15 protein-coding genes are annotated in these 12815 nt (G+C 64.8%); 7 read left to right on the top strand and 8 right to left on the bottom strand.

Annotation, left to right across the window (positions count from 1 at the left end; genetic code table 11):
• Positions 1 to 15: 15 nt before the first annotated feature.
• Positions 16 to 978 (top strand): MsnO8 family LLM class oxidoreductase, encoded by a 963-nt coding sequence (locus CH249_RS03500; RefSeq protein WP_179272893.1) that lies wholly within the window; start codon positions 16 to 18, stop codon positions 976 to 978.
• Here CH249_RS03500 and CH249_RS03495 read toward each other — a convergent pair.
• Positions 954 to 1853: a LysR substrate-binding domain-containing protein gene (locus CH249_RS03495; RefSeq protein WP_032393977.1), complete on the bottom strand. Its 900-nt coding sequence runs from the start codon at positions 1851 to 1853 to the stop codon at positions 954 to 956. The genes CH249_RS03500 and CH249_RS03495 overlap by 25 nt on opposite strands.
• A gap of 130 nt (positions 1854 to 1983) precedes the next feature.
• On the opposite strand from CH249_RS03495, the gene CH249_RS03490 reads away from it, so the two are divergent.
• The gene (locus CH249_RS03490) at positions 1984 to 3306 is read left to right on the top strand and encodes an NAD(P)/FAD-dependent oxidoreductase (protein ID WP_094682198.1); all 1323 of its coding nucleotides are present in this window, start codon (positions 1984 to 1986) and stop codon (positions 3304 to 3306) included.
• 10 nt (positions 3307 to 3316) lie between these two features.
• Here the strand turns inward: CH249_RS03490 and CH249_RS03485 are convergent, their stop codons facing one another.
• The 3 genes from CH249_RS03485 to CH249_RS03475 all read right to left on the bottom strand — a co-directional run bounded on the left by CH249_RS03485 (position 3317) and on the right by CH249_RS03475 (position 5852).
• On the bottom strand, positions 3317 to 3967 hold the full coding sequence (locus CH249_RS03485; RefSeq protein WP_094682197.1) for a response regulator transcription factor: 651 nt from the start codon (positions 3965 to 3967) through the stop codon (positions 3317 to 3319).
• Positions 3964 to 5160 (bottom strand): sensor histidine kinase, encoded by a 1197-nt coding sequence (locus CH249_RS03480; protein WP_179273053.1) that lies wholly within the window; start codon positions 5158 to 5160, stop codon positions 3964 to 3966. Before CH249_RS03480 ends, CH249_RS03485 begins: the two co-directional genes overlap by 4 nt.
• A 101-nt stretch (positions 5161 to 5261) precedes the next feature.
• Positions 5262 to 5852, bottom strand: a complete 591-nt coding sequence (locus CH249_RS03475; protein ID WP_256988074.1) for a hypothetical protein — start codon at positions 5850 to 5852, stop codon at positions 5262 to 5264.
• A gap of 163 nt (positions 5853 to 6015) precedes the next feature.
• Between CH249_RS03475 and CH249_RS03470 the strand changes: the two genes are divergently transcribed.
• Entirely contained in the window at positions 6016 to 6216 is a 201-nt protein-coding gene (locus CH249_RS03470; protein WP_032393980.1) for a hypothetical protein, read from the top strand.
• Between the two features lie 17 nt (positions 6217 to 6233).
• On the opposite strand, the gene CH249_RS03465 is transcribed toward CH249_RS03470, so the two are convergent.
• From CH249_RS03465 to CH249_RS03455, 3 genes are read right to left on the bottom strand one after another with little or no spacing between them, the layout of a single operon-like run.
• Entirely contained in the window at positions 6234 to 6758 is a 525-nt protein-coding gene (locus CH249_RS03465) for a histidine phosphatase family protein (protein WP_094682231.1), read from the bottom strand.
• The gene (locus tag CH249_RS03460; RefSeq protein ID WP_032393981.1) at positions 6745 to 7287 is read right to left on the bottom strand and encodes a GtrA family protein; all 543 of its coding nucleotides are present in this window, start codon (positions 7285 to 7287) and stop codon (positions 6745 to 6747) included. The genes CH249_RS03465 and CH249_RS03460 overlap by 14 nt, the downstream gene beginning before the upstream one ends.
• Positions 7288 to 7347: 60 nt before the next feature.
• Positions 7348 to 7953: a TetR/AcrR family transcriptional regulator gene (locus tag CH249_RS03455; RefSeq protein ID WP_094682195.1), complete on the bottom strand. Its 606-nt coding sequence runs from the start codon at positions 7951 to 7953 to the stop codon at positions 7348 to 7350.
• A gap of 66 nt (positions 7954 to 8019) precedes the next feature.
• Here CH249_RS03455 and CH249_RS03450 point away from each other — a divergent pair, with 66 nt between their 5' ends.
• The 3 genes from CH249_RS03450 to CH249_RS03440 all read left to right on the top strand — a co-directional run bounded on the left by CH249_RS03450 (position 8020) and on the right by CH249_RS03440 (position 10039).
• Positions 8020 to 8676 carry a GAP family protein gene (locus CH249_RS03450; protein ID WP_179273054.1) on the top strand — a complete coding sequence of 219 codons (657 nt, stop codon included), beginning with the start codon at positions 8020 to 8022 and terminating at the stop codon, positions 8674 to 8676.
• 35 nt (positions 8677 to 8711) lie between these two features.
• Positions 8712 to 8978: a hypothetical protein gene (locus CH249_RS03445; protein ID WP_045201033.1), complete on the top strand. Its 267-nt coding sequence runs from the start codon at positions 8712 to 8714 to the stop codon at positions 8976 to 8978.
• A gap of 140 nt (positions 8979 to 9118) precedes the next feature.
• On the top strand, positions 9119 to 10039 hold the full coding sequence (locus tag CH249_RS03440) for a CPBP family intramembrane glutamic endopeptidase (protein WP_094682230.1): 921 nt from the start codon (positions 9119 to 9121) through the stop codon (positions 10037 to 10039).
• Here the strand turns inward: CH249_RS03440 and CH249_RS03435 are convergent.
• Positions 10029 to 10538 carry a GNAT family N-acetyltransferase gene (locus CH249_RS03435; RefSeq protein WP_094682193.1) on the bottom strand — a complete coding sequence of 170 codons (510 nt, stop codon included), beginning with the start codon at positions 10536 to 10538 and terminating at the stop codon, positions 10029 to 10031. The two genes, CH249_RS03440 and CH249_RS03435, sit on opposite strands and share 11 nt — an antisense overlap.
• 98 nt (positions 10539 to 10636) lie before the next feature.
• Between CH249_RS03435 and CH249_RS03430 the strand changes: the two genes are divergently transcribed.
• Positions 10637 to 12706, top strand: a complete 2070-nt coding sequence (locus tag CH249_RS03430; RefSeq protein ID WP_094682192.1) for an HNH endonuclease signature motif containing protein — start codon at positions 10637 to 10639, stop codon at positions 12704 to 12706.
• Positions 12707 to 12815 lie beyond the last annotated feature (109 nt).

Raw genomic sequence — 12815 nt, 5'->3', positions numbered from 1 at the left:
TCGGTTGAGATATCCGTGTTCTTCTCATTGCTCGACAGGTCCCGCACGCGATCCGGTTTCGACGACGCCTCGGCTCTGCGTCATACCGTCGAACGAGCGGTACATGCGGAGAAGATCGGGCTGCATCGGTTCTGGGTGGCCGAGCATCACGGCGTTCCCGGGATCGCGTCGGGCGCGCCTGCGGTTCTCGCGGCGGCGGTGGCGTCGCGCACCTCGCGCATTCGCGTCGGATCCGGCGGGGTGATGCTGCCCAACCATCAGCCGCTGGTCGTGGCCGAGCAATTTCTGATGTTGGAGTCGCTGTTTCCCGGCCGGATCGACCTCGGTGTCGGTCGCTCCCTCGGTTTCACCGAGCCGGTTCGGGCAGCATTGCGCAGTGAGCGGACCGACACGTTCGAGGCCGACATCGCCGAATTGCGTTCCTATCTGGACGGTTCGGGTTCGGTGACGGCCCGGCCCGCTGTCCCGTCTCCGCCGGTGTTCGTACTCGCGACGGGAGCCGGTCTCGAGGTTGCCGCTCGCGCTGGGCTTCCGGTCGTCGTCGGCGGACCGATAGTGCATCAAGACGATCCATTGGCGCTCTACCGCAAGCATTTTCGTCCCTCGCCGTCGAATCCCTCACCGTACGTGATCGTTTCGTTGGACGTGACCATCGCAGCGGACACCGCCGATGCCCGCAGGCTCGCCGTCCCGGAGGCGTGGGCGATGGCCAGATCCAGACGTGAGGGTGAGTTCCCGGCTCTGCAACCGGCGTCGGGGATCGATGAATCACAGTGGACGCCGCAGACGCGGAACCGAATCGAGGCGTCGTTGGCGTCGAGCATCCTCGGCACGGCCGGGCAGGTCCGTCCGCGGCTGGAGGAGGTGGTCGAGCGCACCCGCGCGAACGAGATCATGGCGTCGACGTCGACGTACGATCGCGCCGAACTGTTCGACGCCGATGCCGCGTTCGCTCAGCTCGCAGGGGTGGCGGGTTGAACCGGTGCCGTCGCTGCCAGGGCGGCCACCAGGTCGCGTTGAATGTCGGTGATGGGCACGGTCGCGTCGACCACTGCCGATACCGGTAGTCGCAGCCTGCGGTCGGCCTCGGTGCGGAAGACCAGGCCGGTCTTGGGGGTGCTGTCGGCGGTGCTGGCGTACAGGATGGACCAGCATTGTGGGTTCTTGAGGAGTTCGGCGCTCGCGGTGTGATCGGACGCCACGGGCGGTCCGAAGCTCAGTGGCAGTCCGCTCCGTTTCATCTCACGCTCGATCACCCGGTGCAGCAGGATCTGCTCGCTCCGTTTGGGAAGTAGCAGGGGGTAGCCGGCGAGCTGACTCAGACTCGGGTTGCTCTCACCCGCCAGAGGATGCCCCTCGGGGAGGACGACGACGAGGTCTTCGGTCCACAGCTCGGTGACGTGCAGACCGGAGCGTTCGACGCTGCCGCGGATCAACGCCACCTGGCAGTCGCCGGACGTCACCGCTTCGATCTGTTCTGCGAATCGTTTCAGGACGAAGTCGATCTCGGCGTCGGGATGGCGCTCGCGTACCGCGACGATGGCGGAGATGGCGTTGGCTGCGAAGGTCATGTTTCCGGTCAGGCGCAGCTGATTACGTTTGCGCGTCGTCAGCGCCAGGGCGGCTTGCTCGAGCTCCACCATGTGCCGGGCGATGGACACCAATTGTGCTCCGACAACGGTCAATCGGACGGTACGAGAGGTTCGCTCGAACAGGGGCTCACCGATTTCTCGTTCCAGCTTGGAGATCTGCAGGCTGATCGCCGATTGCGAGACGTAGCAGCGTTCGGCAGCGCGGGAGAAGTTCAGTTCCTCCCCGACCGCGAGGAAGTATTTCAGCTGCCGCAGTTCCATGCGGCCATTCAATCATGAGTTCTGCTCATAGATGCTATTTCAACTTCCGCGTTGATAGAGCATCGCGGTCGGAGTTTCATGGAGGTAGTTCTTCGTAGAGGAAAAGACTCGAGCCGAAAAGGAAAGTGCTGTGCAAACGTACGACGTCGTCATCGTGGGATCGGGATTCGGAGCATTGGCCGCCGCCAAGTCTCTGGGCAAGGCCGGTGTGACGTTCTCGCTGATCTCCAGCACCACCGAACACCTCTTTCAGCCGCTGCTCTACCAGGCCGCAACCGGAATGCTCTCGACGGGCGAGATCGCCCCGCCGATCAGGCGCATTCTCGCGCAGTACGAGTCGGCCGACGTGCGTCTCGGACGCGTCGTCGATGTCGATCCCGAGGCGCACCAGGTCACCTACATCGGTGCCGGGCAGAGCCACACCATCGGCTTCGGTCGTCTCATCGTCGCCACGGGAGCCACGCAGGCGTACTTCGGTCGTGACGAGTTCAAGGACCGCACGTTCGCGCTCAAGACCGTCGACGACGCGATCGCTCTGCGTGAGCAGATTCTGAGCTGCTACGAATCCGCGCACCTGACAACCGATTCGGCTGCTCGTAAGGAGCTGTTGAGCTTCGTCGTCGTCGGTGCAGGCGCGACGGGTGTCGAGCTCGCAGGTCAGATCAGGGATCTCGCGCACCGCTACTTCGCCGGCTCGTTCCCGGACATCGATCCCGACGACGTCACGGTGACCCTCGTCGACGGTGTCAAGGAAGTGCTGCCGGCGTTCGGCGGCAAGCTCAGCGCGTACGCCCGTACGAAGCTCGAGAAGTCGGGCGTCGACGTCGTCACCGGTGCCATGGTCACCGATATCGCCGACGACGTGGTGACGGTGCAGGACGTGGACACCAAGACGTCGAGGACGTTCGCCGCCAAGACGGTCATCTGGTCGGCGGGCGTGCAGGCCAGTGACCTGGCGGCCACCGTTGCCGAGCGGACCGGGTGTGAGACCGACCGTGCCGGACGGCTTCTCGTGCACGACGACCTGACGGTCGGTTCGGCGAAGGACATCTACGCGATCGGCGACGTGACGTCGCTGAACAAGTTGCCCGGTCAGTCGCCGGTGGCGATGCAGCAGGGCAGGCACGTTGCGAAGATGATCATCGGAAAGGTCGACGCGGGAACGCCGTTCGAGTACACCGACAAGGGCAGCATGTCGATCGTCGGCCGCTTCAGCGCGGTGGCACGACTGTTTGGCAAGGTCGATATGTCGGGACCGATCGCGTGGATCATGTGGCTCGTGGTGCACCTGATGTACCTGGTCGGCTTCCGGAACCGCTACGTTGCGGTGGTGTCGTGGATGACCTCGTACATCGGCGACAAGCGACCGCACTTCCAGTACACCGACCATTCCGCTTCGCTGGAGGAGCACACCAGCGACACTGCCGACGAAGACGAGCGCAGAGCGGCCTAGTTGTGGAGACTTAGGTCGCGATGCCGTTGCGGTAGGCCCAGATCACCACGTGCACTCGGGTATTGACCTCGAGTTTGCGGCAGATGTTGCCGATGTGGGTCTTGACGGTGCTCTGTTCGACCTGCAGTGAACGGGCGATCTCGTTGTTGCCCAGTCCCTCCGCAAGTAGTCGAACCACTTCCATTTCGCGCAGACTCAGGTCGTGTTGCGGTGCAACGGGAGTGGTTCGAATCGGCCTGCCCCGGCGAGCGAACTCTGTCATCAAGCGCGGGGTCAGTCGTGGAGAGAGGACCGCTCCGCCGTCGGCGACGGTGACCACCGCGTCGGCGAGTTCCTCGGGGTCGGCGTCCTTGAGCAGGAAGCCGGACGCTCCGCTGTCGAGAGCCGCGAACACGTACTCGTCGAGGTCGAACGTGGTGACGACGATGACGCGAACGCTGTCGAACTGTGCCAGTATCTCGCGCGTTGCGGTCAGTCCGTCGCCGTTCGGCATCCTGATGTCCATCAGTACGACGTCCGGTCGCAGTGCCGACACCTGCTGCACGGCATGCCTTCCCGAGCTCGCGTGCCCGACGACCTCGATGTCGGGATGGCCGGCGAGGAACAGCTCGAATCCCTGCCGAACGACGGGCTGATCGTCCGCGATGAGTACGGTGATCATGCCGGCATCTCCTGTGGTCGAGAGATCTTTCCGCCGACAGGTAGTCGAGCACGCACGGTCCACGTCGTTCGGTCGTCGGACGATCCTGCATCGAGGGTGCCGCCGAGTAGTGCGGTGCGCTCACGCATTCCGGGGATGCCGAACCCCTGACCCGAGGACTCGCGCAGCTCGGAGCTGTCCGGCGTGAGCGTGTTGGTGACGGTCACCTCGATGGCCGAGTGTAGGTCGGATACCTCGACGTAGACATCGCAGTTCGGCGCATGGCGTCGGGCGTTGGACAGCGATTCCTGAACGACGCGATAGCACGTCAACTGCACCGCGCTGTCGGTGTCGTCGCTGTCTGCGAGGATGCTCGTGTCGATGCGCCCGAACGACATTCGTGACTGCTCGATCAGTTCGGGAAGGTCGGCGATCATCGGCTGCGGAGCGCTGTTGTTCGTCTCGCTTGGGCGCAGTATGCCGACGATCTGGCGTAGGCTGTCGAGGGTCCGTTGGCCGTGTTTGATTGCGCCGGTGAGTAGTTCGCGTGCCTGCTCGGGGTTGCTCGTGATGAGTGTCTTGGTTGCCTTGGCTTGGATGAGCATGCCGGTCAGGTGGTGGGCTGCGACGTCGTGTAGTTCGCGTGCCATGGCTCTTCGTTCGTTGTCCAGGGCTGCGTTCAGCTGTTGCCGGTGTTCGAGTTCGGCTCGGCCCAGGGCGGCCTCGCTCTCGAGTTCCTGCGCGCGGTTTCGTGCGATGTACTTGCCCAGTGTGATGAGCACCGTGTAGTTGATGGCGAGGTTCGCGATCTGTTCGGCGACCACGCCGATCGTGCCTCCGGGGCCGGTCGCGGCATCCGGGTAGGACAGGCGGGTGTCGACGCTGACTGCGATTTCGAGAATCAGCCCGACGGCGATGGGGGCGAACAGGCGTGGCCCGGTCACCCGAATTGCCAAGGCGACGATGGCGAACCAGTACAGCGGGGTGAACCCGAGAGTCCGGTCCGGCAGGACGAGAATGAGCGCGACGCTGATCGCCACCACCGACAGGTATGCCGTGACGGGAAAGGATCGGCGCACGCACGTCACCGCGGTCATCGCCAGCAGGGCAACGACACTCACCGCGATCAGGGGTGGGCTGCTGACCAGTTCGTCCCGGGTGTCACCGACCGTGCCGGTGGAGAGTTGGAATCCGGCGTAGAAGAGAGTGGCCATGAGCATCTCGATCGGCAGTACCACGGGATTGCGCGGCCGCCACGCGGGTCTGAACCTGCGCAGCATCCTGGAACCAGCCGGCACCCGAGCACCACCCAGCATCAGAGTCGACTCCGTTCTCCTGCCGCATCTTTCGAGCTCGAGCTCTTCGTACCTGCAGTTTTGGAACCCAGCACCCACAGCGGTCCGGTGACGAACCAGAAGAACGTGATGACGCCCAGTGGCTGGATCACGGTCTTCAGCGCTGCTGCCTGCTCCGAGTCTGCCACGGTGTAGGCCAATGCGTAGGTGATCACCAGCGCGATGGCGGCGGCGCACAGCCATTTCACGAATCCCCGAATCTCGTTGCGGTAGGCCTGCGGGCCGGTCTTCGGGGGCTTGACCGGTGCGGGTCCACCGGCGAATCGGTGCGCGAACCGCGCATCGAGCCACGCCACGGTGGAGTGTGCAAATACGACCGTCCAGCCGAGGTAGATCCCCGCGAGGCGGTGGGCGAATTCGACCTCCCCGCCGCGGTGTAGGTCGAGTGCCACCGCGGCGACGAGGACGACATCGAGGACCGGGAGCAGAGCCAGGGTGATCGTGCTGGCGCGTCGCATGCGTGCCAGGTAGCGCAGGCACAGCCCGCCGATCACCAGAACCCAGAAGCCGACCTCACAGATCGCGATGGTGAGCAGAATCGGATTGTTCATGGACCCGATCTCACCGCAGCGGACGCCGCTGCGATACCCCCGCGGAGGCGTCGTACCTGGTGGTTCGGCCGAAGGTACGACGCGGCTCTCCACCGAAAGTCGTAGCCGAACGCGCTACTGTGGAATTACGCATACAGGACACGCAGGCGACAGGGAGTCCGTCATGGCAGGCAAGAAGATCGACAGAGTGCACGCACAGTCCGCGTTGGAGACGGTGCGCGAGAACCCCGGCATCGCATTGATCGCCGCCGTGCCAGTACTGGCGGTAGCGGGACTGGTCTGGTGGCTGCTCGGGTTCCCCGCGTTCCTGCTGCTTCTCATCGCAGCAGGCGGAGTTCGGTACCTCTACGCCGGGCGTCGCTGACTACCGACAAGCACTGATCACTGATCGGCGCGCGGGATGCAGAACTCTGTGATGGTTGCCGAGCCTGCGGCCAACTCTGCCCAGGACGCCTCGGTGGTCAGCACTGCGATGGCCGATGTGGGAAAGCGGTGTCGCACCTCGCGGGCCAGGTCGGTGTCGTCGTCGGCCGCCAGTTCGAGTGCGGTCCAGGGGATTCCGGGTTCGTGCCCGACGACCAGCAAGGTCGATACCGTCACGTCGTCGAAGTAGGTGTCGGCCAACCGGATCTCGTCGATGATCTCGTCGGCGGATCCGCCGTAGATGTCTCGCTCGAAGCGGGTGGGTAACTCGCCGAGACCGGTAGCAGCCAGGGTCTCGCGGGTGCGCAGAGCCGTCGAGCACAGCACTGCGTCGACTGTGCCGACGTGCTCGCCGATCCAGGCTCCCGCGAGCGCCGCCTCGCGTTGGCCGCGGGCGGCCAGGGGGCGTTCGTGATCCGGTACTCCGTCGGGGTAGCCGGATTTGCCGTGCCTCATCAGCACGAGGGTCCTAGTGGTCGCCATGCCGTCCACCGTAAACGGTCAGGGCGGCGGGATCGGGAAGAACGTCCACCTGCTCCGGGAAGACGAACTTGCGCATCGCCCACCATCGGAAAGCGGTTGCCAGCAACGTGCCGATGATGGACCCGCTGACGAAGTCGGCGATGTTCTCGGTGAGGAAGGACACGTTCGGCGACCGCAGATCCAGCATGTAACTCGACACCCACAGCGGTAGCTGGTTGATTGCCAGGCCGGTTCCGGCGACGGCGAAGAACAGCGCTGCCTCGTGGTGGCGACGTCGTCCGCCGCGTGCTGTGAACGACCATTCCCGGTTGAGGATGTACGACACGATCGTCGCGATCAGCACGGCCAGAACGTTCGCTGTCACCGGCTTGTCCTGCAGGATCGTCCACTTCAGGCCGAAGAACAGTACGACGGTGACGACGAAGGTGATCGCTCCGACGATGAGGAACTTGAGGGCCTCGGCGTGCTTGACGAGGGGCTCGAGCCAGCGCTGGGGAACGTGGTCGGTGAGGCGGTCGGACACATGCATCCCATCGACGTTACCTCGAGTAACGGATCGGGCCGGATTCGTCGCGGCTACGAAGAGGGCCTAGAGCCGCGTCTTCAGGTGGTCCCGCAGCATTCGACGGACCTCTTCGGTCGCGAGTTGCTCGGGATATGTCACTGCCTGCAACGTCAGTCCGTCGACGAAGGCGTGCAGTTCGGCAGCCGCGCGTTCGTCCGTGGCGGTGTCGAAGGTGAAGGCGGGGGAGTTCGGTCGATCGAGGTCGTGCAGGTGTGCCCACGCGAGTCGGCACAGATACCGGCTGCCGAACCACCCGGCCGTCTTGAGGGTGGAGAGTCGTTCGTCGACTCTGGCGCGCACGATCGCTTCGAGCCACACCGACGCCTCGGCGCGGCGGTCCTCGTCGAGTGGCAGCATTTCTTCGAGGACGCGGATAGCTCGCGCCAGGCCGTCGCCCTCGGTGGAGTGGGCCTCCAGCCGCGTTACGACGCGTTGCGTCATGGCCTCGGCCGCGAACAGGACGAGTTCTCCTTGGTCGGAGAAGTAGTACCGCAGTGATCCGGGGGACACGCCGGCTTCGGCGGCGACGCTGCGTACCGTCGCCCCGTCCATTCCTGTTCGTTCGATGACGCGCCATACGGCGGCGACTATCTCCGCCCGGCGTGCGTCGTGGTCGACGATCTTCGGCATCGGTCTGTTCTAGCACGAAGAAATCTTTTTCATACAGCTGTGCCAAAATCCTGTTACGGTACAGCTGTGTCAATTCAGCTGATCGGGCTTGCGCTGGTGGACAGCATCGGCGTCGGGACCCTTGCGGTTCCGCTCTGGATGATGCTGCGGCCGTCATTTCGAGTTCGAGTGGTACTGGTGCACCTCGGCGTGCTGGGGCTGCTGTATCTCGGGGTCGGGCTCATGCTGCTGACGCTGCTCGAAGACGTGACCCTTACGTCCATGGCCCATGCCGTGCCCGGAAATGCGTGGGTGCGGATGACAGTGGGTGTGGTCGTTCTGGTTGCGGGCCTCGTCTGCGATCGGCGACGTCGACGCCCGAGCGCTACGTGGTGGATGCGGGCACCGGCGAGCGCTCGAGGGGTGGCCCTCCTCGCTGTTGCAGTGGGCACGGTCGAGGTGGCGACGATGCTGCCTTACGTCGCCGCGATCGACGCGGTGGCCGCGTCCGGCCGGGGACGGGCGTTCTCGGTCTCGATTCTCGCGGTCTACGTACTCATCACCCTGCTGCCTGCTCTGCTTCTGCTAACCGTCAGAGTGGCTGCATCGCAACAGTTTCCGTCGCTTCAGCGGCGTCTGATGCACCGCGTCCAACGCTGGAGCCAGGACATGGTGGGAACGGTGCTGCTCGTCGTGGGTGCGCTGCTGGTCGCAGATGCGGCCATCGAGATGAACCTGGTGTGACGTCGGCCCCGGTCGACTCGAGGAAAGGATGGGTCATGAGGGCAGGAAAATTTCGGGTAACCGATGCGCGCAGCATCGTCATGATGGTCGTCGGGGCAGTCTTGGCGCTGTTCTTCTGGGACCTGCGGGTGTTCTGGTTCCAGGGCGGACCACTCGGTTGTGTCCTGATGGTCCTCGCTGTGGTGGACGTATGGGACTCGCGGCGCGCCACCGGCAGGCGAGCAATTGTCGGGGAGTTGCGCGACGACATTTTCGGACGCGAGGATTCGACCGACACACCGGACCGCGATGGTCGACGGTGACTCACATCCCCGCGACGGTACTGAATTTTCGGTCCCCCCGTGATAAACAGGTCCGGGGGTCGACAGCTGTTCGATAACAGGCGATGCGGTGCTGAGTGGATGGTGGTGACCTGGTGGCGAGCAGTCTTGATGCGAATGCCATGGCTCACTCGCGCCGGCGAGGCCTGACTGCAGCCGGTACTACGGTGATGATTCTGTGCCTGGTGGCCGGTTGGGGCGTCGTCTACTTCATCGGCCTGGTGGGTGCGCTGTGGCGTTTCCGCGAGCCGAATGCACCTGCGCCCGTACTCACGTTGTCGGATCAATGGATGGACCTTGCGGTCGGTCTGGTGCAGGTGGCGGTAGGGGCGGCGGCAATCGCTGCGGTGTATTTCGTTCGTCGTCGCACGTTGCCCGCGGTGTGGCCGATGCGTCGCGGCACTGCGCTCGAGGCCGCGCTCACCTGGTGCGCGGCGATCGGTGCCGCGTCTGCTGCGCTGCTCGTCTTGTCTCGCATGGACATCGTCCGATTCAGCTTCTCGGTTCCGGCCTCGGTCGAATCCGATTGGCTCGCAGTAGTTTCGGCTCTCACCGTGGGCCTACGCGAGGAGCCGATTCTGGTGGCGCTACCGGTGTTGCTGCTCGTGGGCCGGCTCCCGATCTGGGCGATCATGGCGTTGTCGGCGACGATGCGAGGCCTCCTCTACATGTACTTCGGTGGCGGCGGATTTCTGTGGGCACTGTGCTGGGGTGCCGCGGCGGTCTGGGTGTTCTACCGCTACCGGCGGCTGTGGGTGTTGATCGCCGTCCACGGCCTGGTGATGAACATTCAGGTGTTCGATCGAGTGATTCCATCCGAGAATTCGGCGACCGTTCTGCAGTGGATCAACATTCTGATCCTGTTCGCGGCGCTGCTGTGGTGGCTCACCCCGCGTGCGCTGGAGGCGTTCCTGCCGAACACGGTGGCCGTTCGGTACGGCGATGCGACCGTCGAGACGACTCCGGTGGTGGCCGAGGTGGTCCTGAACCCCGAGAAACTCGACCCCGACGAGTCCAGACGAGAGCCGCCCGTCAAGCCCTGACCATGCGGGCTTCGCGGCACTCCCAGATCGGGTCGAATTTCTCGGTGCCGTCCAGCTCGAATCGATGTTTGCGGTAGAACGCCACCGCACGATCGTTGGCCGCTGCCACCCACAGGTATGTCGATGCCTCCCGGTCGACGACGGTGGCCATGAGTTCTGTTGCGACTCCGGTGCCGTGGTGCTCGGGCACGACGTTCAGTGACCACAGTTCGGTCGGTGCCGGCGGATCGTCGTCGCGTGGTGGTCCGCCGGTGGCGAAACCGACGATGCGTGAACTACTGGTGTCGACGGCGCAGCGGGTCCGCACGCCGCGGCTCGACTGCTCGTCGCGGCGGGCGATGATCTGCTCCCATCGTTCGATGCGGTCGCGAGGGCGGATTGCATCGAGCTTGGCTCTGTTCATCATTCCCGCGTACGTCGCTTTCCAGATCGCCACGTGCGCTGCACCGAGCTGTTCTTCGTCGCCTGGGCGGATCTCGCGAATCGTGTAGCCGGCCACGGTTGTAGTTGTACCGCTACGGCTCGTGTTGTTCGTCGGATTTTCTTGTCGGACCCCTCTCGTACTATCGAATGTATGTTCGATAACGGTGGGTGGGGGTGGCGCAGACGCCGCCGGTCGACGACTGCATCGCGGGCTTTCTCGACGTCATTGCACTCAACCGTGTCAACGAGAACCTTGCTAAGGCGGCGACCGTGCTCGCGTACTGCGACGTGCTCGAGATGCGCCTCGAAGCAGCCGAAGCCGACGGCGGAGATCCGGGCGAGACCGTCCGCGGTGCCCTGTGCGATCTCGCCGTGACGATGACCGGAACGCGTCGCGATGCGTCCGTTGTGCACGATGTCGCGGAGCGTCTGCATCGAATGCCGTTGACCGCCTTACGATTCGTGACCGGCAGCTTCGACTGGTCGACGGTGGTCACGATCACCTCGGTGCTGCACCGCGCCGGTGACGAGGCCATTGCAGCGATCGAGTACGAGGTCTGTGCGGCGGGTGGCCGAATGCGTCCGCAGGCGTTGCGCAACCGGATCTGGCGGCTGTGGATGAAAGCCGATCCGGTGGGAGCCGCAGCTGCCCGAGAGACCGCGAAGTCCGAGGAGGTCGGTGTGCGGATCGACCGCACCGGTCCGGGCGGCATCGCATCGCTCATTGCGAAGATCACCGATCTCGAAGCAGCCGAAGCGGACGCACTCATCGTCGAGATCGTCGGGACGGTCTGCAAGCGCGACCCACGATCGACGGGCACGCTGCGGGCCGCGGGTCTGATGGCGTTGCTGCACGGCGAGCATTCACTGGTGTGTCAGTGCGATCGCGGCGACGACTGCCCGGTGGCCGGCGCTGCCGACGATATCCCTCCTCGACGCGGGCATCTCCTCCAGATCGTGGTGGCGGTGGAGACGCTGCTGGGGCTGTCCTCGGAGCCCGCAACCCTCGCCGACGGCACACCTATCGACCCCGAAGTGGTGCGCCTCGTTGCCGCCGACGCGAAATGGCAGGCGCTGCTCACCGAGCTGGTCGAGATGCTGAAACCCGGACAGAGAAATTCGGGCGACGACGGATCGAACGATGACGGCCGGGACAGCGGTGGCCCCGATGACGGCGGTCCGGACGATGATGGCCCCGATGACGGTGGTCCAGACGATGGTGGCCCGGACGGTGGTGGCAGCACGTGCAGCCCCGACGTTGGTGGCCCTCTCGCCGGTGGTGGCAGCACGTGCAGCCCCGACGGACCGGCCCCGGAACGCCCCGATGGTGGTTCGGACTCCGGCCGCGGGCAGTCGAACAGTGATGCCGGCTTCGGCCCCGGCCGTGCCGACTCCCGCAGCGGCGATGTGTCTGGTTCTGTGTCGAGTCCGTTCGGGCCGTTCTCGACGGCTCCGCCGCTTTTGCGTCGGGTCGTCGGCATGGGCCGGGTGCGTGGTGCCGCCGAGCTTCCGTCCGTGCGCCTCGTGGACGCTCACTGCCTCCCATGTGCAGTCCCGCTATTGGGGGAGGAGTCTGTCCGCGATGGGCTCGTTGCACGGTGGCTTGCATGGATTGACGAACAGCCCGAGCGTGCTCGCGGCATCTTTCCCGACGGTCATGGCGGCGAGTCGGCTCCGTCGCAGTCGGCGGTGACGTATCGGCCCGGTGCCCGCGTCGTCGCGTTCGTTAGGGCTGCGTATCGCACCTGTACGTTTCCGAATTGCGACGTGCCGTCGGCTCGGTGCCAGATCGATCATCTGGTTCCGTTCGATCACGACGATCCCGAGCGCGGCGGCTGGACGATCGTGACCAATCTTCAGCCGGTGTGCGTGTTCCATCATCAGGCGAAGACCTCGGGGGCGTGGTCGGCGGTGATGCTCGCCGGAGGGGCGATTCTGTGGTCGAACTCTGTCGGTCTACGTGCGGTCTCGTTGCCGGACTTCTCGATCGCCTCGCCTCTCCGACGCCGCCGCCGCCGAAAAAGTACATCGGCCGGGACGTCGGTGTCCCCGGCCGAACCCACCCGTTGGGAGCTCGAGTACAGCGGGTGTGCACCGCCGACACTCGAGGACTTTCGTTGTGCAGCAACGGAAAACGAGAGGCAGAAGCTCGCAGGGAAGAGGCGGGCCTACCTCGAACACTGTCGTGTCGTCCATGCGCGTGTTCGGTACGACCGCACCCGATACGACCCTCCGCCCTTCTGAAGAACACCCGCGCCGGTGTGGCACGGGCCTCTGGCCTGCTACCTTGAACGCCGTTCAAGTCTCTGGGACAGGTCACCGTCCCACTCCTCGAGGAGCCACCCGTGTCAGA

The sequence above is a fragment of the Rhodococcus sp. 05-2255-3B1 genome (genome assembly GCF_002258545.1).
Lineage (GTDB): Bacteria > Actinomycetota > Actinomycetes > Mycobacteriales > Mycobacteriaceae > Rhodococcoides.
This window is presented reverse-complemented; position numbering and strand designations above follow the sequence as displayed.

What these genes read in the sequence shown, in the direction of transcription:
- CH249_RS03470 (WP_032393980.1), top strand. Translation starts at nt 6,016, where the DNA reads ATGGCAGGCAAGAAGATCGACAGAGTGCACGCACAGTCCGCGTTGGAG.
- CH249_RS03440 (WP_094682230.1), top strand. Translation starts at nt 9,119, where the DNA reads ATGGCTCACTCGCGCCGGCGAGGCCTGACTGCAGCCGGTACTACGGTG.
- CH249_RS03495 (WP_032393977.1), bottom strand. Translation starts at nt 1,853, where the DNA reads ATGGAACTGCGGCAGCTGAAATACTTCCTCGCGGTCGGGGAGGAACTG.
- CH249_RS03480 (WP_179273053.1), bottom strand. Translation starts at nt 5,160, where the DNA reads ATGGCCACTCTCTTCTACGCCGGATTCCAACTCTCCACCGGCACGGTC.
- CH249_RS03475 (WP_256988074.1), bottom strand. Translation starts at nt 5,852, where the DNA reads ATGAACAATCCGATTCTGCTCACCATCGCGATCTGTGAGGTCGGCTTC.
- CH249_RS03465 (WP_094682231.1), bottom strand. Translation starts at nt 6,758, where the DNA reads ATGGCGACCACTAGGACCCTCGTGCTGATGAGGCACGGCAAATCCGGC.
- CH249_RS03460 (WP_032393981.1), bottom strand. Translation starts at nt 7,287, where the DNA reads ATGCATGTGTCCGACCGCCTCACCGACCACGTTCCCCAGCGCTGGCTC.
- CH249_RS03455 (WP_094682195.1), bottom strand. Translation starts at nt 7,953, where the DNA reads ATGCCGAAGATCGTCGACCACGACGCACGCCGGGCGGAGATAGTCGCC.
- CH249_RS03445 (WP_045201033.1), top strand. Translation starts at nt 8,712, where the DNA reads ATGAGGGCAGGAAAATTTCGGGTAACCGATGCGCGCAGCATCGTCATG.
- CH249_RS03485 (WP_094682197.1), bottom strand. Translation starts at nt 3,967, where the DNA reads ATGATCACCGTACTCATCGCGGACGATCAGCCCGTCGTTCGGCAGGGA.